Raw genomic sequence first — 20,683 nt, 5'->3', positions numbered from 1 at the left:
GGCGGCAGGTCGGATCGATCACCCGGCCACGGACACCCGCCCGGTCGGCCATCACGGGAACACGTCCCTGGGACCCAGGCACCGGCGCGGTCTCCCAGGCCCCCGGAGAAGGCCGCGGCCGGAAAGATCACCTCTCCCGCGTCGGAAACGGCACGCAGCCTACAGTTTCGGACATGACCACTGTCGCGCTGGCCGTCACCGAAGGCATGCTCCACTACGAACTGGCCGTGGCTGTCGAGATCTTCGGGTCCGACCTGACCCACCTCGTGGACCCCTGGTACGACTTCGCCCTCTGCGGGAGCGGCCCGGTCCGGGTCGGCCGCTTCAGCCTTGAACCCGACCACGGACTCGACCGCCTCGCGCGCGCGGACACGGTGATCGTCCCCGGCTGGGCCGACACGGATCGCGAACCGCCTCCCGAACTGGTCGAGGCGGTGCGCGCCGCTCACGCGGCCGGTGCCCGCGTGGCGTCCCTGTGCACGGGCGCCTTCGTCCTGGGCGCGGCAGGACTGCTCGACGGCCGTCGCGCCACCACGCACTGGGCTCACACCCGGGAACTGGCCCGGCGCCACCCGGCTGCCGCGATCGATCCCGACGTCCTCTACGTCGACAACGGCGACATCCTCACCTCCGCGGGCAAGGCGGCCGCCATGGACCTGTGCCTGCACCTGGTCCGCCTCGACCACGGCTCAGCCAACGCCAACAAGATCGCCCGACGCCTGGTCATCCCACCCCACCGCGACGGCGGCCAGGCCCAGTTCATCGCCACGCCCCTCCCCGCCCCCGGCAACCACCCTCTGAGCCAACTCTTCCCCTGGGCGCTGGAGCGACTGGACCAGCCGCTCACCGTGGAAGACCTGGCCCGCCAGGCCCGCATGAGCTCACGCCATCTCGGCCGGCACTTCAAACACCTCACCGGCACCACGCCGTTGCAGTGGCTCCACACCCAACGCATCCGCCACGCCCAGCAGCTCCTGGAGACCACCAACGCCACCGTGAACACCATCGCCGTGGCCACCGGCATGGGCACCGCCACCACCCTGCGCCGCCACTTCCATCGCAGCGTCGGGGTCCCACCCGACACCTACCGCCGCACCTTCCGCTCCTGAGGGACATGGAGGCGCTGGATCCCGCCCATGTGACCGCTCATGCATACGTGTTGACACTCCGGGCCGGGCACTCCAGACTCCAATATGGGAGCGCTCCCACCCATCGACTGGGCCCGGCCTGGGGCGAGTTGAGGAGTTCAGCCATCGGACGCGCGGCGCGATCGCCGGCCGCGGAGTCCTGTCTCGCCGCCACCGGCCGGTGAGGCTCCCCCAGCGCGGCCGTTTCCATCCCCCACCGAAGGCCGCGGCACGGCCGACGGTACGTACCGATCGCACGCTCCGGCGCCGCGGACCGTACCGCCCGTGCTGCCAGCTGTTGAGAAGGAGACCATGCGTACGACACACAAGGCGGCCGCCCTGGCGGCATTCGCGGTGCTGCTGGCAGGCGCCGGGACGGCACAGGGTGACGAAACCAGTCCCGGGCGGTCGATACGGGCAGCCGACGCCGCCGCCGGCCCGGCGATCACGGTGGACGCCACCACCGGGCGGCACGCCATCGACCCCCACATCTACGGCATGAACTTCCCCGACGAGGCACTGGCCGAGGAACTGCGCCTGCCGACGGGCCGCTGGGGCGGCAACGCCACCACCCGTTACAACTACCAACTCGACGCCTACAACGCCGGGTCCGACTGGTACTTCGAAAACCTGCACTACAACAATGACACCAAGAACCTGCCCGCCGGATCACAGGCAGACAAGTTCGTCGACCAGAACCGCAGGACCGGCACCGACACGCTGATGACCGTGCCGATGATCGGCTGGACGGCGGCGGCCCGCGACGACCGCTGCGGGTTCAGCATCGCCAAGTACGGCCCCCAGCAGGACACCGACGCGCAGTGGCGACCGGACTGCGGCAACGGCAAGAAGCCCGACGGCACCCTGATCAAGGGCAACGATCCGGCCGAGACCAGCACGCCCGCGGGCCCGGACTTCGTCAAGGGCTGGGTGCAGTACCTCAAAAGCGCCTACGGCAGCGCGGACAGCGGCGGGGTGCGGTTCTACGACCTGGACAACGAACCCGACCTCTGGTCCGGCACACACCGCGACGTTCACCCGACCGGGGCGGGCTTCGACGAACTGCGCGACAGCACCTACGCCACCGCCGCGGCGGTCAAGGACGCCGACCCGGGCGCGCAGACCCTCGGACCGGTCGGCTGGGGCTTCAACTCGCTGATCTACTCCGGCCTCGACCAGCAGGTGTGCGGCGAGCAGGGCGGCAGTTGCTGGTCCAACCCGCCGGACGCCGCCGCCCACGGCGGCGTGCAGTTCGCCCCGTGGTACCTGCAAAGGATGAAGGAATACCAGCAGGCGCACGGGCGCCGGATCCTGGACTACTTCGACGAGCACATCTACCCGCAGCAGTCCGGTGTGTCCGGCAGCGCGGACGACGCGGCGACACAGGCCCTGCGACTGCGCTCCACCCGGCAGTTGTGGGATCCCTCCTACGTCGACGAGAGCTGGATCAACCAGCCGATCCAGTTCATCCCCCGCATGCGCTCGCTGGTGGACCAGAACTACCCGGGTACGAAGCTGGCCATCTCGGAGTACAACTGGGGCGCGCTGGACCACATCGACGGTGGCCTTGCCGAGGCGGACGTGCTGGGGATCTTCGGGCGTCAGGGACTGGATCTGGCCACTTTGTGGTCACCACCCAAAGCGAGCGACCCCGGAGCGTACGCCTTCCGCATGTTCCTCAACTACGACGGTCACGGCGGCGCCTTCGGCGACACCTCCGTCCGGGCCGCGAGTGCCGATCAGGACAAGCTGTCGGTGTACGCGGCCGAGCGCAGCGGCGACCGCGCCACCACGGTCATGGTGATCAACAAGACCACCGGCGACCTGACCGCACCCGTTTCCGTGACCGGCAGCACCGCGCTCCCGGCAGCGGCGCAGGTCTACCGCTACGGCCAGGCCGACCCCACCGCGATCCAGCACCCGGCCGACCAGCCGCTGAGCGGCGGCTCCTTCACCGCGACCTTCCCGGCGTACTCCATCACCGAGTACGTCATTCCCGCCGGCTCGACCCAGGCCACCCCGCCTTCGGCACCCGGCACTCCCACGGCCTCCGCGACCGGTCCCGACCGCGTGACGCTGATTTGGCCCGCCGCCACACCCGGGACCTCCCCGCTGGTGGACTACCGCGTGTACGCCGGTGACCCGGCCACCACGGCGCCGCTGGCCACCGTCCCCGCGTCGACGACCACCGCCACGCTCACCGGACTGACCCCGGCCACCGCCTATACGTTCCGCGTCGTGGCCACCGACACCGCGGGCCGCAGCTCGCCTCCGTCGGCATCGCTCCAGGTCACCACCGGCCCGGCCACGACAAGCGGCTGCACCGTCGCCTATCAGATCAGCAGCGACTGGGGCACCGGCTTCACCGCGAACGTGAGGATCACCAACCAGGCCGCACCGGTCAACGGCTGGAGCCTCGGATTCACCTTCACCGGCAAGCAGAAGGTCACCCAGGGCTGGAACGGCACCTGGTCGCAAACCGGTGCCGCGGTCACCGTCAAGGACGCCGGCTGGAACGCGTCCCTGCCCACGGGCGGTTCCACCACCATCGGCTTCAACGGCTCCTACTCCGGCGCCAATACCGCGCCCAGCACCTTCACCCTCAACGGCACACCTTGCACCACCGCAGGCACCGCGGCAGCGACCGCCCCCTCCCGGGCCGTCGGCCACGCACCCGCACGCAAGGCCCTCCACTGACCCAACCTGCACCGGCACGGCCGACCCCGGCAGCAGGGGTCGGCCGTGTAGCTGTTTGACCGTGCGGTTCTGTCAGCACTGATTATCTGTCAGTTCCTTTTCCCACTTGAGGAGGTCGTCGAAGTACAACCGTCCCCTCTCCGTCCACTCCGCGACCGGTTCCAGTGCCGCGATGGTCCCCTTGAAACGTCGCAAAGCCTCGTCGCGGCGATCGGAGACCTCGGGCGGCGCCGACGGCTCCGTTGCCCAGCGGGTGAGCCCGTACGTCATACGCGCGAGCACATGTGCAGCGTGCACGGCACCAGCGACCGGTCGTGGGTCGGGACGCAGAGCGTGGCTCACCATCGCGTCACCGTTCGTCACGAACGTCTCGAAGTGGTTGCGCAGATAGAGGGCATGGTGGCCGGTTTCGTGCAGGAGCGCCTCGAAAGCGGCGGGAGTGCTTTCGACGCTGGCTGTGCCGAGGTAGATGGCCCCAAAGGTCTGTCGAAGGGTACCGGAGCGGAAGGCGCCCCCCTGCACGTACACGATGACGCGGATCAGTAGATCCATTTCCAGGGCGGCTTCCGGCCATACCCTTCGCAGGGTTTCCCGGGCGCCTTCCAGGTGCGCGACCCCCTCCTTCATCTCCGGCGTGCTGAATTCAGCGTCATCGGTGCCCCGCGTGAGCCGAATATCCGTCAGCAGCTGACGAATGCCCCATCGGCACCAATCGGGGTGCAGCGGTGCGTCAAGTGCGAGGTGCTCAAGCGGAGGCATGAGACCCCCAGTTTTCAGGCTGCGGATCAGGTCGGCGACGCGCTCGGCGTCCACCGCGGCGGCGGATGCCTGCTCTGCCGCCCAAACCAGGCCGGGGTGCAGACAGGAGGGCTCAGGCCCACCCTTGAGATGGGGCTCAAGGAGTCCGAAGACCGCCCGCTGGTGGCTCCGGACCAAGCTCATGGTGCCGGCTGGCGTTATTCCGACCCGGACTGCTTCGTCGCGGCCGGCTCCCATCACACATCACCCGGTTTTGACTCCACTGACAGGATCTCGGCGAGCCGGGCCGGTTGCGACCTCGACAGTTCTTCTTCACGTGCCTGGAGACGCCGTACAACCAGTGCGGAGATCATCTCGTCTCCCACACCCTCCAGCGCGCGCACCACATCGTCCCGGACCGATTGCCAGACTTCCCTCGACTGGCCGCTCAACGCCTCGGCCCTGCCGGGCAAGCGGCCTCGCAACGATTCGGTCCGTTGAGCCACCAGATCCAGTACGTCGTGCAGGACATCGACCCAGTGGTCCTCCACCCCGTCGGAGAACGTGATGTGAACGGACCCGTCCTCCCCCGTGATCCCCTCATGGTAGTAACCACGTGGCAGGTAGAGGCAGTCACCGGGATGGAGAGTGATTTCATGAGCCAACGGCGTTTTCGGCTTGTCGCCCGGCTTCGAACGCCTGATGGGCCAGGTAGCCGGCGGTTCATGAAGACGCCATGTCTTGGAGCCCGCCAACTGCCGTATGAAGACGCTCGCCATGTCGTAGTGCACCGGCGCACCCTGCGCGTGCGGCGGAGTCAAGAACGCGTTGGCGGCTACGGGACAGCCGACGTCCTCACTCAGATCCGCGCAGAACGACGCCACCTCGGGGCAGTACGTGGACATCGCCTGGAAGACGAGCGTCGCGCCGGCCCGTATCTCGGACACCGCGTACTGGGGATCCACGAGCCCGGAAAGCACCCTGCGCTCGTCGGCTCCGCCCTTGGTCTTGGCAGCGTCCCGGACTCCTATGTCCTCACCCTTGCGCCACAGCCTGATATAGGGGGCGCGCAGTCCTCGATCGAAGAGGAGGGTCTGCGCGATCTCCGTTGAGAACACATGGTCCAGCTTGCCCAGGCTCCGACTGACGTGCGGCTTCCTGTCCCGAATGGATGCCAGCAGCGACGGATCGTCAAGAACTTGTTCCAGCGCCATCTTCTACCTCCGAATATTCGGTATCTGACCGTTCGTCCTGATGGAAATCGCGCACGCCCGGCACAGTCAGCACCAGTGCCGCGGTGACGAGTTGTACGGCCGCGGCGACGCCGAGCGCTGTCGTACGGCCCAGGACATCTGCCAGTGGCCCGGCGCTCGCGAGACCGATCGGCAGCAAGGCGAGGCTGCACAGCGAGTCGACCGCTGTCACCCGGCCGAGCAGCGACGGGGAGAACTGGCGCTGCAGCGCGGTGTGCAGAAGAGTGTTGAACGGCATCATCGCGAATCCAGCGACCATGTATCCGCCCACCACCCAGCCCAAGGAGAACGGAGTGAGCAGGACGAGTGGAACGGTGGCGAAGAGCGCGTTGAAGACGATCGCACTCGTTCCGGGACGCTTCAACTGAATGCGCCCGACAATGATCGTGCCGACGAGGCCGCTGAGGCTGAACGCGGCGAGCACCAGGCCGTAGGCCGAGGGCCCCCCGAACTTCTCCTGCGTGATCACCGGCAGCAACACCATATGGGGCGCGACGACGAGCATGGTCTGCACCGCGGTCATGACGAGAACGGCCGACGTCCAGTGCACGCGGCGCACCGCGGCCAGTCCTTCTCGACTCTCGCGGACGATGGAGGAGCGGGGTGACGGCCGTTGCATCGGTGGTTCGGAGACCGCGAGTACACACACCAGACTGACCGCGAACGTGGCCGCGTTGATGGCGAAGGCCAGCCGGGTACCAGCGGTGGCCACCAGTACGCCGCCCAGCGCCGGCCCCAGCACGGCGGCGGCGCTCTCCATGCCGCCTCGCCATACGTTCGCGCTGAGCAGGCGTTCTTCGGGGACGACCGAAGGCACAAGTCCGCCATATGCGGGGCGGAAAAATGCCTCGCCGCTGCCCACGAGGAAGGTCATGGCGGCGAGCGGAAGTGTTGCCGTGTCGAACGCTCCCAGCACGACCACGCTGATGGCCGCCAGCCGGAATCCATCAGCGACGATCATCGCCCTTCGCCGCGGCACACGGTCGGCCCAGACCCCGCCGACGAGTACGAACAGGACCATCGCGAGCATGCGGCCGCCGATCACCAGCCCGACGTCGCCGGCATCACCGCCGACCTCGATCACGCGGAGAGACACGGCTATGGTGAAAAGCTGGTCTCCGACGGCGCTGACCGCTTGTCCGGCCCACAGGAACCGGAAGTCGCGCAGTCCCATGGCGCCGTCGGCCATGCGCGCGGCAGGGGCCTTGCTCAGGAGAGGCATGGGTCAGCCGATCGGTGCCGCCGTAGCGGGATCGGTCAACTGGCCGTAGCCGAAGCCGCAGCAGTCGCCCGTGATGTCCTCGTCCCGCACCAGCGCCGGGTGCTCGTCCCCGACCAATGGGATGGCCGCCAGATCGACCGGTACTGACTCCTCGTCAACATATAGCTCGGCACCATCGGTGATGAGGTCGAGATGCACCTTCTCCTCGTACCCGACAACGGAACGGTCCTGATTGTGCTGTCCGAACCCGATGTGTACGCCGACTCGCCGTTCATTGATGTGGGAGTTGGCCGCGATGAACTGGTCGATTCCCGCATTCGTTCCGAATCCCAGCTCGCCCACCCGGGTACCGTGCGGTTGCTTGAAACAGAGCTCCACCAGCTCCCGGACATCGTCATCGGCGCACGTGAAGCCTGCGGCCCGCCCATCTTCAATGTCGACCGTCAGCGGGTGGGCCGCCAGCCTGGTGTCGATCCGAGTGATGACGTTGCAATTGAGCGCCCCGTCAGCGACCAGGCGGCCGTCGATCCTGGCGGGATAGGTGGCGATCTCACCCGCCGGGAGAATGGTGAATCCGCCCGGCCGCCACACGCCACGATTGCTGATCCATTCAAATCGATCGGAGTCGAGGCTGATGCGGAGGTCGGTGCCACCGCCCGTGCGGATCCTGACGGTACGCGCCTTGGTCAGTCGTGTCAGCAGTGCGGCATTCCGTGCACTGAGTTCGTCCGGTCCGAGATTGAGGGCCTTCTCGAAGAACTCGCGCGATGCGCTGATGATACGCACCACCATGCACCGGTTCGGGCCGAACCGTTGCATCACATCGAGGAGGGGCGCGAAGTGAGACATGGTGTCTCGTTCGAGAGTGAATATGATGAGCCGGCCGGTGGCGGGGTCGGCCTCCGATACAGCGGAGTTCAGGCGTCCGGCGAACTCGTAATCCACCAGCGGTCGCATTCCCACGACCTGAGTCCTGACATCCCGCTGCTTCAGACCGGCCATCAGCCAGGCGGCCGCCTCCCGGCTGTCCGGGGAGAAGGCGACGACGCAGTGATCTCTGGTGGATATTCCGACGTACCGATCGAGGAGCGAATCGACTCCATCCCGCAGTTCGCGGCTCGACTGCACAACACTCAAGACGTATTCCCCCTGGCCTGAGATCGTCGTTTCCATGACGGTTCCAGCCGCGGCATCCGCCGCGGCTGGAACCTTCAAGAGCCCTACAGGGTTGCTCAGGTGGCTACGAACCAAGCCATGAGGGGGCCTTCTTCGCCACTCCCGACCGGTTCGAGCACCTCGGCCGATTCGGCTGCGCCGAGTTCACGCAGCGCGTCCTCGACCAGGGACTCATAGGTGGCTGCTTCAGTAGTGGTGCCGATTGCTGGGGTGTAAGTCTGTGCCATCTTGCACTCCTCTCAGCCAATAGCTTGCGGCGTGATGCTATGTGGCATGGCCACGTAAGGTCAATACGGATACATCGCGCAACTCCTGTTTGTCCACGGCATGTTGGGGTATTCGCTGCCGTCTTCACGCTCGCTCCGCTCCACCAAATCCCGGCGATGACCTCCTCTTATGCGCCTGACTTGAGTCGGACTTGAATGTGACTTGAGTTTGACTTGAACGCGGTTCGAGCGGACTCCGGCACCGGTTTCAGGGGGAGGAAGAAAGATGTGAGCGCGGGCGCGGGGGCGACGTTTACTGATCTGCGCGACACCGACGTCGGCGGCGCAGGTGGAAGAGCCCTCCGCCTGCCGCCGACAGGGCGACCGCGCCGGAGGCGGCGGGGAGCCAGGCGTGTGAGGGACCGGTGGCAGCGGCCGTCATGGTGGCGGGCTGGTCCTCGACGGGCGCGTAGCCGCCGGCGAGACCTTTGCGGTCGTAGGCCGAGCCCGGGAGCTTGTCGCTGTAACGCTTGGCGACGAGTTGCCGGTACGCCTTGAGGGTGACCCGCGGTTTGCCTTGGAGGGCCACGCCGGCCTCCTTGTTGAGTGGCTCGACGGTGCCGGTGCTGGTCACCCGGTACCAAGCGTGGATCTGAGGTTCCATGAAGGTCTGTGCCTGATCGGTGCCGCGCTCGGCGGCGCTGATGTCCGCGTCGCCGTCGCGGATGCCCGCCAGCTCCCAGGCGCGGCCACCCTGTTTCTGGGCGAGCAGGACGGCGGCCTGGTGGCCATTGGCCGCTGAGACACGGGAGACGAGGTACGAGAGCCGCAGAGCCGAGGCGGCGGTCGCCGTGGTCCTGCCGGTGACGAACTCGGGTGCGAGTTCGTAGAGCGGGACGGGCTTCTTGAGGTCGAAGTCTGTGGAGGTGGTGGGGGATTTGACGAGACCGCGTGGGCTGCCGGCCGCGCCGCCGTCCGCGCCGGCGGTCGGCGTACGGTGCTCGGCGGCCGTCAGGAAGCGGGAGACGGTGTCGTGGACCTGGCCGGAGCGCAGCACTTGCTGAGCGGCGGTGTAGTCGGTCGCGGCGGGCGCGGTGGGGCGGTCGGCCGCCTGCGCGGGAGCGCCCGCGCACAGGGTGGCAGCAGCAGCGGCGAGCAGAACGGCGGCGCGTGAGGTCGAACGGTGCATGGTGGGTCCCCTAGCCGTGGATGCCGGTGCGCGTGTGGGTCCACCGGAAGGAGGTGTTTCCGGCGTAGGTGGAGTAGTCCCACCAGGTGTAGGTCTGAGTGCTGGGCCATGGGTCGCCGACCGCCACCATGTTGCTGGTGCTGTCGTAGCCGTAGATGACGTTCATGTGGCCGCCGCCGGAGGTCCAGCCGATGCGGACGGCGAACGGGCGCCCGTTCGCGATCTCGTTCTGGGTCTCACCGAAGGAGGCGCTGCGGTACAGGTCGGTGCCGCTGTTGCGGAAGCCCATGTTCTTGAGGGCGTTGGCCATGTCGGCGAGCGTGGCGGGCTGGTTGTTGCAGTCCAGCCAACTGTTCTGGGCGGCCAGTCGGCAGAAGTCGTACTGGGAGTGGCCGGTGTATCCCCAGTAGTTGGCGATGGTCAGACCGGAGGCGTCCCAGCACCACTGGTTCTGGACCTGCTTCTGCATGCCGATGTTGAGGGCCGTCCAGCCGGTCGGCCGGGTGGAGCTGCAGACCGGCAGACCACCGGTGTCCTCGCGGATGAACGCGTCGGCGAGGTAGTACGCACCGGACCAGATCCAGCGCGAGTTGTTCTCCACGACGTCGCCGGTGGTCCGGCAGACCATCGGGATGTGGTCGCCGACCGGAGAGCTGCCCGTCACGTTGGAGGACAGGGTGGGCAGAGAGCGCTGGTTGATGGTCGTGAAGTTCCCCTGGCCGCCGACGACTGTTCCGGTGGTGGCGGCCTGGGCCTGCGGGGCGACGGCCAGCAGGAGACCGGCGGACAGGGCGGCGGCCACTGTGGACGTGAGTGTCCTTCTGCGGGCCGGCCTGCGGGCCGGCGCTTGGGCGGGTATGCGGGAAGTTCCGCGGAATCTGCGCATGGGGGGTTCCTTTGTCTTGATCAAGGAGGTCGACCCGATCAGGAAGGGTGGATCCGGCGGTGCCGCAGCCGGAATGCGACGAGGCCACCGATGGCGACGAAGAGGGCGGCGACGCCGATGGCCCACGGGGTGCCTGCGCCCGATTCGCCGTCGGATTCGGTACGAGGGGCAGCCGCCGGGGGTGTCTCCGCTGCGGGCGCGGGGCGCGGCGGGGCGGTCGACGCGGGGGTCACCTCGGCCCGGGACTCGGCGCGGCCCAGTGCCGGGAAGGCTGTCTGTGCCGTGATGGTCCACTGGCCGGCGGGCAGAGCCTCGGTGGTGGTGAAGGTACCGGGCTCACCCGCTACCGGTATGAACTGCCAGGGCCCGACGCTGGTGCCGTCGGCCGAGGTGGCGGTGAGGGTGCCGGCGACGTTCTCCTTGACGGGGTGACCGTCGTCTTCCCAGGTCGCCCTGGCGACCGGGTGGCCCGCGGACACGCCCGTGACGGTCAGATGGATGGTGTCGCCGTGGGCGTGTGCCGTTGGAACGGGGCTCAGGAGGAGCAGGCCCGTGAGGGTGGCGGCCACTGCCGTGAAGCGGCGATCGGGCATGAGGAGGTGGCTCCGGTGTGAGGGGGTGGCAGGGGCCGTATGACGACGGCCCCTGCCGCTGGAGGGGTCAGGACGCTTTCTTCAGGGTCCAGGTCTGGTACTTGGAGGTGTCAGGGTCCTGGAGTTCGAGCAGCCAGGCCCCGTAGTACGGGCGGTTGCCGACGCCCAGGGCGAGTGAGCTGTTCTTCGCGGTCAGGCGCAGGCCCGTTCCCGACTGGGTGATTCGCCACTGCTGGGCGTCACTGCCGGAGCAGGTCTGCTGGGCGATCCACTGGCCGCGGGTCGAGGCACCGCCGATCTGCAGGCACTTTCCCGATACGGCCGAGCGAAGGCGCGCACTGCCCCCCGCGACGTCGTCGAAGTACCACTGCTGAGCGGTGAATCCAGTGGGCTGGGACCCGACGAGGACGGTGCCGTTCGCGCTCCCGCCACCCCAGATCTCAGCCGCCAGCCCCGTGTGGCCATTGGTCAGGGTGTACCGCGTGCCGGGTTTGGTAGCGGTGCCGCCGACGGGTGGGGTGTGGAACGACAGCACGCGACCGGGTCCGGAGTCGCGGCCGGCCTGGTCGCGGACCGCGACCGCGAGCCGGTAGTCGGTGTCGGGGCGCAGGTTGTAGATCCGCGCCGAGTTGGGCTGGACCCATGCCAGGTGACTGTCGTTGAGCAGGAGGTGATACCAGGCTGCCGAGGGCGCCGCCGGCCAGCTGACCACGGCCGAGTCGGACGTCAACTGTCCGAGGACCGGGTCGGGGCCCGTCGTAGCTCCGGTACTCCCAGTCGGCTTCGGGCTCGGGGTCGGCGTGGGGCCGGGGTCCGGGTCGGGCCGGGTCCCCCCGCCGGTCATCAGGAACTGGTTGTTCGCTACGTTCCAGTGTGTGGCGAGGTAACTGCCCGCTCGCGGACTGGTGTTGTAGTAATCGTCGTGATTGCAGTCCAGGCGCTCGTCATGGCTCCGCTCGGTACAGACGTTGCGCATGGTGGGGTAGTACGGCGTGTCCGAGTAGCACATGATGTCCCACTCGTCGGTGCAGTGCGCACCACGGCTGCTGTTCGGTGCGCTGTTGTTCACCGCACCGAGGTTGTGTCCGAGCTCGTGCGCGGCGGTGGAACCGCTCCAGCAGCCGGCGTCCGTGCGGCCGTATGAGGGGCCGAAGTTGCTGAGGTTGGCGGCTCCGGGGCGCTCGTCACCGTTGAAGGTTCCGATACCGCAGTAGACCTTGGCGTCCGCGAAGATCATGTACTTGCGGTCGCGCCGGTCGAAACCCTTCCCCGCGAGCGCGGAGTTCAGAGCACCGAACTCGGCGAGTGCCGAGCTCGCCACCTCCACGTTGAGCACGGACGGCGTGCAGTCGGCCCCGGTCACGTAACGGATGTGCCGTACGCCCCCGGTCTCCTGTGCGCTGGCGAAGTAGATGGTGTCGGCGTCGGCGGCCCACTTGCGGAACGACTCCAGGTACTCGCCGTACCGGTCGTTGCCGGGACCGTGCGCATACACCACCTGCACGCGATTGCCCGTGCTGCCGTCGCCGTCGCACTGCACCGCTTGACCGCCCGGCGCCGCCTTCCCGCTTCCCGGTCCCCGCGTGGGGACGGCGGGCGGCGTCTTGGCGGCGGTGGCGGCCTGCTGGGCGTCCACAGAGGCCGTGGTGCCGGAGGACGGTGGTGGCGTGGAGGGTTTTTGGGTGGAGGGTTCTTGGGTGGCGGGTATGTGTGTGGCGGGGCGGCTTGACGTTCCAGGCGCTCCCTGCGCCTTCACGGCGGGTGGTGTGTCCTTGGAAATGTCCACCCCCTTGGGCGGCTTGTCGGGGCCGTGCGTGCACCGTCCGTCGACGGTGCGCAGGACGCCGGCGCAACGGTCACCCTTGGGCGCGGAACTCAGGCCCTTGTAGACCAGTCCGCGCTTGCGGTCCTCGTTGGGTATTCGGGCCACCGGTTCTGGGGTCCTGTCGTGCGCGGGTGCCGCGGCGGGACCGTCCGCCGTGGCCCGCGCGGCGGTGATCTCGGGTCGGGACGAGTGGTGGTCGAAGACGCCACCGAGCGCCGCTGTACCGGCGAGCGCTGCCGCCGTGACGGCTACCGCTGCGACGAGCATTCCGCGTCTTCGCCGCCGTTGCCGCACCTGTCTTCTGCGACCGGACAAAGCCACACCTCATTTCTGTGGGGGAGTTGTGGTTGGCCGGAAGTGTGCCAGAACGGATGCACGAACTGACAGGGCCGCTTTGCGCGGAGAACGGGAGTGTGCACTTCAGAAAAGCGCACGGGAACAATTGGCGCAGACCCCAAGTCCCGTTCGCGAGCGGCGATCTGACGGCACGACAGCCAAAGGTCCATTCCAATGAACGACAAAGCCGAGAGGTATTACTTAGAAAGATCGTTATCATGGAATGAGTAACTCCACTTGTGTGCAATTGCACAGCGTGTCGGTGCTATCACCCAAGATCACCTTCCTGGGGGAATCCGTTTAGGCAAACCCAAGGCGGGCTTATGGAACCGCCGATGACCCGTTGCAGGTAATCGGCTACAGCGAGGCACGTCGATCAGCTCGTCGCCCGTACGGCTTCTCTGATCAGAGCGGCGACCCGCGTGGGCTCGGACAGGACCACGGCGTGGGAGGCGTGCGGGAGTTCGACGACGACCGCTCCCGCCCGTGCGGCTCCGAACCGCTGGACCTCGGGGCTGATCGCTCGGTCCGCCCCGGCCACCAGGGCCCAGGACGGTTTCGTGCGCCAAGCCGCCGCTGACGCGCCCTCGGTGAACGCGCCCGCGGCGAGGGGGCGTTGGGCCGTCGCCAGGACCCCGGCTACGTCCTCGGGCACGTCCGCCGCGAAGACGCTGGGATACGCCGCCTCCTCGATGGTGACCTCGACCCCGAAGTCGCCGTCGAGGAGCGGGTACGTCCACTTCTTAAGGCTGCCCGTCAGCAAGGACTCGGGGAAGCTGCCGTCGAGTTCGCCGAGGCTCTCGCCCTCGTGGGGCACGTAGGCGGCCACGTAGACGAGCCCCACGACGTTCTCGGCGACGCCGGCCACGGTGATCAGCGCACCGCCGTACGAGTGGCCCACGAGGATGGCGGGGCCCTCGATCTGCGCCAGGACCGAAGCGAGGTAGGCGGCGTCAGACGTCAGGCCCCGCAGCGGGTTCGACGGAGCGACCACCGCGATCCCACTGCTCCGCAGTTCCGAGATGACGCCTATCCAGCCGGTCGCGTCGGCGAAGGCGCCGTGCACGAGAACGACGGTGGGGTTGGGCATGCGGGTTCTCTTCTCCGTATCGGGCCATGATGTGAGGCGTCGTCATGACGTCCGGGGTGCCGCCCGGAAGAAGGCAAGAAGTCCGTGCGACTGTTACTCACGGTAGAGGTGTGGAAACGGCAGCTGTTGTCCATGCGTGCAGCCGCGCTGTCATGACAGCGCACACGCGTCTCAGCTCCTTCACCCGTCCTGGGCACCGGCGTTGGCCGGAGCGAAGGCCGAGGTCGCCAGCGCCTGCCACTGGCTGGGGCTCATGCCGTAGGCGCCGCGGAATGTGCGGCTGAAGTGCGAGGGGCTGCTGAAGCCCCAGCGGTGCGCCACCGCGGCCATGGTGATTCTCCGGTGGGAACGGCCCAGTTCGAACCGGCAGAACTCGAGCCTGCGCCGACGTATCCAGTGGCTCACCGTACTGCCGTCGTTCTGGAAGAGTTTCTGCAGGTACCGGACGGAGATGTGGTGGGCGCGTGCGATCGACTCCGGTGACAGGTCCGGGTCCATCAGGTGTTCTTCGATGTGGGCGCGAATGCGGGACAGCATCTCCTTGCCGGCCGCCGACGGGTCGTCGGCCTCGTCATTCGTGTCCGCTTCGAGGAGCTCCATCACCAGGACGGAAAGGAGGTGTACGGCCGTCCGGGCACGCCGGTCCCCGATCGTGGAGCGGCGCAATTCCGCCCTGGCCGCGAGCGCGGTCAGGAAGTCGGACACCAGCGCCCCGATCCCCTCCCCGCCGCGTACGGGGACACCGAGCACCCGGTTCAGTTCCGCCTCCGCCACGCCCAGATAGCAGCGGGGCACCCGGAAGAAGAGCATCTGGCAGTCTTCGTGGAACCGCAGCAGGTGCTGTCGGGTCGGGTCGCAGAAGACCAGGTCGTTCGGTTCCAGCAGGGTCGTGGCACGCCCGTGGACGGCGGTGACGGAGCCACGGATGTGGACGCCGAGGTAGAGGTGGTTCGGGTCGTCGGTGTCCGGCATGGCGGAAAGCATCTGGACCAGCCACCCCGAGCGGGAGGCGGACTCGGCCGGATCGGAGGCCTGCCGGGGCATCTGTTCGGGCACAGGTGACATCAGTGTGGGAGTCATGGGGATTCCTAGCCGTGGGTTGGTGCGGAGCAGGACGGGATTCACGCCCCCGTCGCCGGCTCCTCGGCCAGGAACTTCTCCACCACGGCGTTGAAGGCCGGCGCGTTCTCCAGGAAGGGGAAGTGTGAGCTCGCCACGTCGGAGGCGAAGACGTGCAGGCGTGCGCCGGGAATCCGCTCGGCGACGAAGCGCTGCGAATCGGGGTGCACATGGCTTCCCTCGCAGCCGATCACCAGGGCCGGCACCTCGATCCGGGCCAGCACGTCACGCCAGTCCTGCGCGCAGTGGTCGAACAGCAGCGGTACGCCCGCGTAGGCGGGTGTCGACCTGACCTCCTCGGCGACGAAGGCCAGCATCTCGGGGTCGGGATCGCCGGAGAACATGCCGCGCACGAAGTCGGCGAGAACCGTGTCGCCCTCCGGCCCCGCCAGTGCCGCACCCAGGTACAGCAGCCCCGACACGTCGAAGATGGCACCGCAGTCGCGCTGTTCCCGCTCGGTCATCCAGGGCACGGCGGCGACCGCCGCGGGCTGGTCGACGGCGACGAGGCGCCGGATCCGTCCGGTCCCGTACTGGTCGATGAAGCTCCACCACACCGAGACGCCCATGGACCAGCCCAGTGCGTCGAAACGGGCCAGGCCGAGGTGGTCGACGAGTTCGAGCACGTCGCGCGAGAACCGGGCGATGCGATAGCCGTGACGCGGTTTGCCGGACTTCCCGTGGCCGCGGAAGTCGACGGTGACGACACGGCGGCCGGGCGCCAGCCCCTCGATCTGGTGGCGGAACATCGCCTGCGTCTGCCCCCAGCCGTGCAGCATCACCAGCGGAACACCGTCGCCGCCGCTGTCCTGGTAGGCGAGCCGTACGCCATCCGTCGTGATCAGTTCCTCCATGACCTCTCCCCTGGTCAGAGGCGGCAACTGCCGTTCCCGCCGTCCCGGACATCATCGAATGGGGCTCGCCGCCCGCACCACCGCGAGCTGTAGGAATCGGGCCGCGTATCCTCCTCGCTTTGTCGAAGCGAGGACCGCTCAGGCGGCCCTGTCGTCGCCCGGGTCGAGGAGTTCCTCGATCCGCAGACCGAGGTGCAGGGTGAGCCGGTGGGCGCCGTTGCCGAGGTCCAGTCCGGTGATCTCCTGGATCTGGCGCAGGCGGTAGTGGAGCGAGGTGCGGTGGATGCCCAGCGCGTCCGCGGTCCTGCGGATCGATCCCGCGTGTTCGAGGAAGCAACGCAGCGTCTCCCGCAGGCGGTCGCCGCCATGAGCCTCGCTCAGGGTGCGCAGCGGCTTGGGGACCAGGGACGTGTTCAGGGCGTGCTCGGGGAGTTGCAGCAGCACGGCGAGCTCCCCGAGGAGTTCCCAGTCGCCGACGCTGTTCAGTGAGGGCAGCCGGCGGGCGGCGCGGGCCGCCACGAGAGCCTGTTCGTACGACGTCCATGCGTCGTCCAGGCCGGCGTGCCGCCCACCGACGCCGATCACGGGGTCCGCCGACGGGTCCAGGAAGGTGCGCAGTTCGGCGAGGATGTGAGCGGACTGGGCGGCGACCTCGTCCGGGCCCGGGGGCCGGTCACGGAGCTGGAGCAAAATCGCCCGCTCCTTGCCGATCGCGATGAGACCCTGGGCGGAGCGTGTCTGGCGGAACCCTTCCAACGCCGCCCCCAAGGCGGCCTCCGACAGCCGCACGAGCTCGGTCGCGCAGCTCAGCCGGACCACGGTGACCAGGACGTGCTCCGCCGCCCCGAGCAGCCCCAGCTCCTTGCCGCGCCGACGCGCGGCGTTGCGTGCGGCGACGTCGCCACCGACGAGCGCGAGGGCCAGGTCCCGCTCGTCCGTCTTCCGGTTGTCGGCGGCGATGTGCTCCCCGTACATCTGGGCGGCCATGGCATCCGCGGCATGCCCGATGGCGGCGGTCTCCCGCTCGCGCAGCGTCTTTTCGGGCGCGACCACCACGAGCAGGCCGAGGAGATGCCCGCGTCGGCGCAGCGGCGCCACGTAGCGGGGAAGCAGTCCGAGATCGTCACGGCCGTCGATGAATCCGGGCCTGGACCACTGGGTCACGCCCTGGGCGAGGACGTGGCGGATGGCCGCGTTGTCGGCGCGGCCCTGCAACAGGGTGGTGATGCGCACCGGGTCCTCGTCGCCGAAGTGGCGGCTCGTGCAGATCATGCGGACCAGCGGGTCGTCGACGGCGACGGACCGGCCGAGCCGCTCCGCGAGCTCGTCGACAAGCGCCTGGAGCTCAGGGCTGCCGGGGCGGGCTCGCTCCAGCCGTGCGGTCATGCGCTGTTCCTCTTTCGGCCAAGGGTTCCCGCGGACTTCTCCGTTCCGCAGTTCTTGATCATTTTGAGGAAGCGGCGACGTCGGCACATCGCACGAATCGTCCATTGCCCCGGCACCCTCGTGGGATACGAAGCGACTACTCTCCGCTGTCGCGGTGCTCGGCCAGCCGGGTCAGCTCCCGGCGCGAGGCGACGTCGAGCTTGGTGAAGGCCCGGCGCAGGTGGGAACTCACCGTGTGCGGTGAGAGGGAGAGGTGCTCGGCCACCTGTCGGTTGGTCAGCCCTCCGGCCACGAGCCGTACGACCCGTATCTCCGCGACCGTCAGTTCCGGCCATGCGCTGTCCAGCCCGGCCGTCGAGGGCCGGCGCCGGACGCCGGCGGCCCGCAGGCGCCGGCGCACGCGTACGACGTCCCGCTCGGCGCCCGCTCGCGCGTACAGCGCGAGGGCCTTGTCGAAGTACGGCACCGCCTCGGACCTGCGGGTGGCCGCCAGCTTGCGTCCGGCGTCCTCCAGGGCCGACGCCCGGGCCAGCACCCTGGGGCAGTCGTCGTACAGCCGTACGGCGCGTATGAGCGGGGCGAGGTCGTTGTCGAGGAGGCCCCGGGCGTGCGCGGCGGTAGCGGCCAGGAACGTGAGGCCGGGGTTGAGCACTGCTCGCCGCTCGGCCAGGACGACCGCCTGGGCGGCCCGTTCGTGCGCGCCGGCGCGCAGCGCCAGACGGACGAGCACCGGGGCGTCGGCGGGGTCGATCAAACCGGCGTAGGCGGGCCGGTCCGCGGCGGGCGACGTCATCACCGCGTCGAGTTCGGCCATGGCACGGTCGGGGCGGCCTTCGAAGTCGGCCATGAGCGCCAGCATCCAGGAGCCGAAGTGCCGTACGACGAGTGCGCCGTCGCTCCGCATGCGCCTCGCCTCCGCCGCGTACGCCCGTGCGGCCGCCCGGTCGTCGGTATGGAGGGCGACGCGCAGCATCACGTACCGGAGCGTGACGTCGGCGAGGTTGCCCGGGCCGAGCTCGTCGGTCGGCTCGGACGCGGCCTCGGCGTCGACCCGGGCCTCCGTCAGCCGTCCGGCTTCCAGAAGGATGCGGGAGCGGGTCATGAGCCACATACGGGTGGAGGCCGTCCGGCCCTGCTCCTTGGTGATCCGGATGCCCTCCTGAGCGGCGGCGAGCGCCTGCGCGGTGCGTCCGGTGGTGTGCGACAGGAGAGCGTGCCACAAGGCCTCCGGCACCCACAGCGAGGTGCTGACGCCCAGGGCGTCGGCCAGCGCGGCGGACCGCTCGGCCTGCCGGAACGCCTCGGTCAGGTCCATGCGGTGGAAACTGGCGGCCGAGCGGACGGTCGTCAGCGTGGCCTCCACGGTGCGGTCCCCCGCTGCCGCCGCGCTCTGCCACGCCTCGGCGGCGGCCTCCTCGGCCGCCGCGTGCTCGCCCGACATCGACAGGCTCACAGCGAGCATGGCCAGCAGTTGTCCCCTCGCGGCCACGGAGATCCCGGGCAGGGCCGCCCCGGCGCGAGCCTGTCTCACCGCCTCGCAGAAGTCGAACGGCACTGCCAGGCGTGCCAGGGCCAGGCGGATGCGCGCCTCGTCCTCGGGCCCGAGAGTGCCGGCCGCCAGGGCGGAGGATCCCAGTTCACGCGCCTGGGCGGCCCGGCCCGTCTGCCAGAGCAGCGGGATCGTCCCGGCGATGACCCGCGGCCGCTCCACGGCGTCCACCGGGGTGAGTTCCAGGGCCTTGAGGCTGCGTTCCGCGGCCGGTCCTGGAGCGGTGGCCGCGAGTTCCGCCGCGGCGGTGCGCAGCCGTTCGGCCTCCGCCGCGTCTCCCCGGCCCGCTGTCCCCGCCGACGGCGCCGGACGATCGGCGGGAAGGGCCGCGCTTCCCGGCGGCAGCCCGGCGGCCTTACGGTGAAGGGCCTGACGCAGGGACGGGGGAAGCGCGGCTTCGACCGCCTCACGGATCAGGTCGTGGCGGAAGGTGAGGCGATCGCCGCTCTCGGCGAGCAGATCGGCGTCGAGGGACTCCCGTACCGCTGTGATGAGCGCCGCCGAGGACCGGCCCAGCAGTTCGGCCAGCACCGCCACGGTGACCGGGCCGCCCACGGCGGCCGCCGTCCGCACCAGCTCCCGCGCCTCACCGGACAGCTCATCGAGGCGGCGCACGACAGAGGGGAGTTCCCGTGGGACGGGAACTCCGGCCGACAGCCCGGCCGTGCCGTTGTCGATCGTCACCGCCTCCTCGAGCAGCGAGCCGAGCAGCTCGACCAGCAGTTGGGGCACCCCTTGGGCGCGGTGGGCGAGATGGAGGACGTCCGGCCCGGCGGGGGCGCCCAGGACGTCCTCGGTGATCCGTGCGACCGCCCGGTCCCCGAGCGCTCCCAGTACCAGCTCGTGTGCGCCCGCCTGACGGATCCTGTCCAGGGTCGTACGCACTCCCGGCGACACGCTGCCGCCGCGCACGGCGACCAGCCACAGGATCGGGTGTGAGGAGAGTCCCGCCGCGAGGGTGTGGAAGCTGAGCAGGGTCAGGTCGTCACACCACTGGAGGTCGTCCAGGACGACGAGCAGGGGGCCCCTGCGCGCCGTCTCCCGCAGGCGCTCCCCCATCTCCTGAAGCAGCCAGAACCGCTGGCCGGGTGTCGTGGCGAGATCCCGGAGACGCTGGGCGCCCGACAGGGGTTCCTCGCCGCCGAGTACGCCTTCGAGGAGCGGGCCGAGCGGTACGAACTGTTCGTCGGGTGCCGCCGCCCCCTCGAACACCCGCGTCCCGCGCCGCCTCGCGGCTGCCGCGGCCTCCGCGAGGATCCTGGACCTGCCGATACCGGCGGGGCCCGCGACCCGGACGATCCCGCCTTCGCCCCGGTGGAGCGCGTCGAGCCGCGCCTCGATGAACGCCATTTCGGTGTCCCTGCCGCGCAGGGGTACCCACGGGCCGTCGCGCTCCTCGCGAGCGGTCCTCGTCGTCACTTGGTTCACGCTCACTCC

Annotated in this window: 16 protein-coding genes; 2 read left to right on the top strand and 14 right to left on the bottom strand. The window is 69.1% G+C overall.

Translation table 11 applies throughout. The features are described from left to right. Positions 1-173 precede the first annotated feature (173 nt). Together ACZ4MU_RS09630 and ACZ4MU_RS09625 are read left to right on the top strand one after the other, a co-directional pair. A complete protein-coding gene (locus ACZ4MU_RS09630) occupies positions 174-1,109 on the top strand; it encodes a helix-turn-helix domain-containing protein (protein ID WP_467873196.1) in 936 nt (311 codons plus the stop codon). A 330-nt stretch (positions 1,110-1,439) separates the two neighbouring features. After that, positions 1,440-3,824, top strand: a complete 2,385-nt coding sequence (locus tag ACZ4MU_RS09625) for a glycoside hydrolase family 44 protein (protein WP_467873193.1) — start codon at positions 1,440-1,442, stop codon at positions 3,822-3,824. 72 nt (positions 3,825-3,896) lie between these two features. Here the strand turns inward: ACZ4MU_RS09625 and ACZ4MU_RS09620 are convergent, their stop codons facing one another. From ACZ4MU_RS09620 to ACZ4MU_RS09555, 14 genes are all read right to left on the bottom strand, one after another. After that, positions 3,897-4,637 carry an aKG-HExxH-type peptide beta-hydroxylase gene (locus tag ACZ4MU_RS09620; protein WP_467873191.1) on the bottom strand — a complete coding sequence of 247 codons (741 nt, stop codon included), beginning with the start codon at positions 4,635-4,637 and terminating at the stop codon, positions 3,897-3,899. 182 nt (positions 4,638-4,819) lie between these two features. Next, positions 4,820-5,776, bottom strand: a complete 957-nt coding sequence (locus ACZ4MU_RS09615) for a JmjC domain-containing protein (RefSeq protein WP_467873188.1) — start codon at positions 5,774-5,776, stop codon at positions 4,820-4,822. Next, positions 5,754-7,004, bottom strand: a complete 1,251-nt coding sequence (locus tag ACZ4MU_RS09610; RefSeq protein ID WP_467873186.1) for an MFS transporter — start codon at positions 7,002-7,004, stop codon at positions 5,754-5,756. The genes ACZ4MU_RS09615 and ACZ4MU_RS09610 overlap by 23 nt, the downstream gene beginning before the upstream one ends. Before the next feature lie 36 nt (positions 7,005-7,040). Beyond that, a complete protein-coding gene (locus ACZ4MU_RS09605) occupies positions 7,041-8,210 on the bottom strand; it encodes a M29 family metallopeptidase (protein WP_467873183.1) in 1,170 nt (389 codons plus the stop codon). A gap of 59 nt (positions 8,211-8,269) precedes the next feature. Further along, positions 8,270-8,440: a hypothetical protein gene (locus ACZ4MU_RS09600; RefSeq protein ID WP_467873181.1), complete on the bottom strand. Its 171-nt coding sequence runs from the start codon at positions 8,438-8,440 to the stop codon at positions 8,270-8,272. Positions 8,441-8,732: 292 nt separating this feature from the next. Further along, positions 8,733-9,608 carry an LPXTG cell wall anchor domain-containing protein gene (locus ACZ4MU_RS09595; RefSeq protein WP_467873178.1) on the bottom strand — a complete coding sequence of 292 codons (876 nt, stop codon included), beginning with the start codon at positions 9,606-9,608 and terminating at the stop codon, positions 8,733-8,735. 10 nt (positions 9,609-9,618) lie between these two features. After that, entirely contained in the window at positions 9,619-10,410 is a 792-nt protein-coding gene (locus ACZ4MU_RS09590) for a papain-like cysteine protease family protein (protein WP_467873176.1), read from the bottom strand. Between the two features lie 122 nt (positions 10,411-10,532). Beyond that, positions 10,533-11,087, bottom strand: a complete 555-nt coding sequence (locus ACZ4MU_RS09585; protein ID WP_467873173.1) for a hypothetical protein — start codon at positions 11,085-11,087, stop codon at positions 10,533-10,535. Between the two features lie 67 nt (positions 11,088-11,154). After that, complete coding sequence (locus ACZ4MU_RS09580; RefSeq protein WP_467873170.1) at positions 11,155-13,179, bottom strand: RICIN domain-containing protein; 2,025 nt, start codon at positions 13,177-13,179, stop codon at positions 11,155-11,157. A 445-nt stretch (positions 13,180-13,624) separates the two neighbouring features. Then, positions 13,625-14,338, bottom strand: coding sequence for an alpha/beta fold hydrolase (locus tag ACZ4MU_RS09575; RefSeq protein WP_467873167.1), 714 nt, complete (start codon positions 14,336-14,338; stop codon positions 13,625-13,627). Positions 14,339-14,518: 180 nt separating this feature from the next. Continuing rightward, positions 14,519-15,418 (bottom strand): helix-turn-helix domain-containing protein, encoded by a 900-nt coding sequence (locus tag ACZ4MU_RS09570; RefSeq protein WP_467873164.1) that lies wholly within the window; start codon positions 15,416-15,418, stop codon positions 14,519-14,521. 41 nt (positions 15,419-15,459) lie between these two features. Further along, positions 15,460-16,311: an alpha/beta fold hydrolase gene (locus ACZ4MU_RS09565; protein ID WP_467873162.1), complete on the bottom strand. Its 852-nt coding sequence runs from the start codon at positions 16,309-16,311 to the stop codon at positions 15,460-15,462. Positions 16,312-16,449: 138 nt separating this feature from the next. Continuing rightward, positions 16,450-17,697 (bottom strand): PucR family transcriptional regulator, encoded by a 1,248-nt coding sequence (locus ACZ4MU_RS09560; protein WP_467873159.1) that lies wholly within the window; start codon positions 17,695-17,697, stop codon positions 16,450-16,452. Between the two features lie 136 nt (positions 17,698-17,833). Next, positions 17,834-20,665, bottom strand: coding sequence for an ATP-binding protein (locus ACZ4MU_RS09555; protein WP_467873156.1), 2,832 nt, complete (start codon positions 20,663-20,665; stop codon positions 17,834-17,836). Positions 20,666-20,683 lie beyond the last annotated feature (18 nt).

The organism is Streptomyces sp. NPDC026377 (assembly GCF_055567715.1).
The sequence above is the reverse complement of the archived record's forward strand: the minus strand, read 5'-3'. Positions and strand labels throughout refer to the sequence as shown.

Bases quoted from the DNA above. Each gene is read 5' to 3' on its own strand.
- ACZ4MU_RS09630 (WP_467873196.1), top strand. From the start codon at position 174: ATGACCACTGTCGCGCTGGCCGTCACCGAAGGCATGCTCCACTACGAA.
- ACZ4MU_RS09625 (WP_467873193.1), top strand. From the start codon at position 1,440: ATGCGTACGACACACAAGGCGGCCGCCCTGGCGGCATTCGCGGTGCTG.
- ACZ4MU_RS09615 (WP_467873188.1), bottom strand. From the start codon at position 5,776: ATGGCGCTGGAACAAGTTCTTGACGATCCGTCGCTGCTGGCATCCATT.
- ACZ4MU_RS09610 (WP_467873186.1), bottom strand. From the start codon at position 7,004: ATGGCCGACGGCGCCATGGGACTGCGCGACTTCCGGTTCCTGTGGGCC.
- ACZ4MU_RS09605 (WP_467873183.1), bottom strand. From the start codon at position 8,210: ATGGAAACGACGATCTCAGGCCAGGGGGAATACGTCTTGAGTGTTGTG.
- ACZ4MU_RS09600 (WP_467873181.1), bottom strand. From the start codon at position 8,440: ATGGCACAGACTTACACCCCAGCAATCGGCACCACTACTGAAGCAGCC.
- ACZ4MU_RS09595 (WP_467873178.1), bottom strand. From the start codon at position 9,608: ATGCACCGTTCGACCTCACGCGCCGCCGTTCTGCTCGCCGCTGCTGCT.
- ACZ4MU_RS09585 (WP_467873173.1), bottom strand. From the start codon at position 11,087: ATGCCCGATCGCCGCTTCACGGCAGTGGCCGCCACCCTCACGGGCCTG.
- ACZ4MU_RS09580 (WP_467873170.1), bottom strand. From the start codon at position 13,179: ATGCTCGTCGCAGCGGTAGCCGTCACGGCGGCAGCGCTCGCCGGTACA.
- ACZ4MU_RS09575 (WP_467873167.1), bottom strand. From the start codon at position 14,338: ATGCCCAACCCCACCGTCGTTCTCGTGCACGGCGCCTTCGCCGACGCG.
- ACZ4MU_RS09570 (WP_467873164.1), bottom strand. From the start codon at position 15,418: ATGACTCCCACACTGATGTCACCTGTGCCCGAACAGATGCCCCGGCAG.
- ACZ4MU_RS09565 (WP_467873162.1), bottom strand. From the start codon at position 16,311: ATGGAGGAACTGATCACGACGGATGGCGTACGGCTCGCCTACCAGGAC.
- ACZ4MU_RS09560 (WP_467873159.1), bottom strand. From the start codon at position 17,697: ATGACCGCACGGCTGGAGCGAGCCCGCCCCGGCAGCCCTGAGCTCCAG.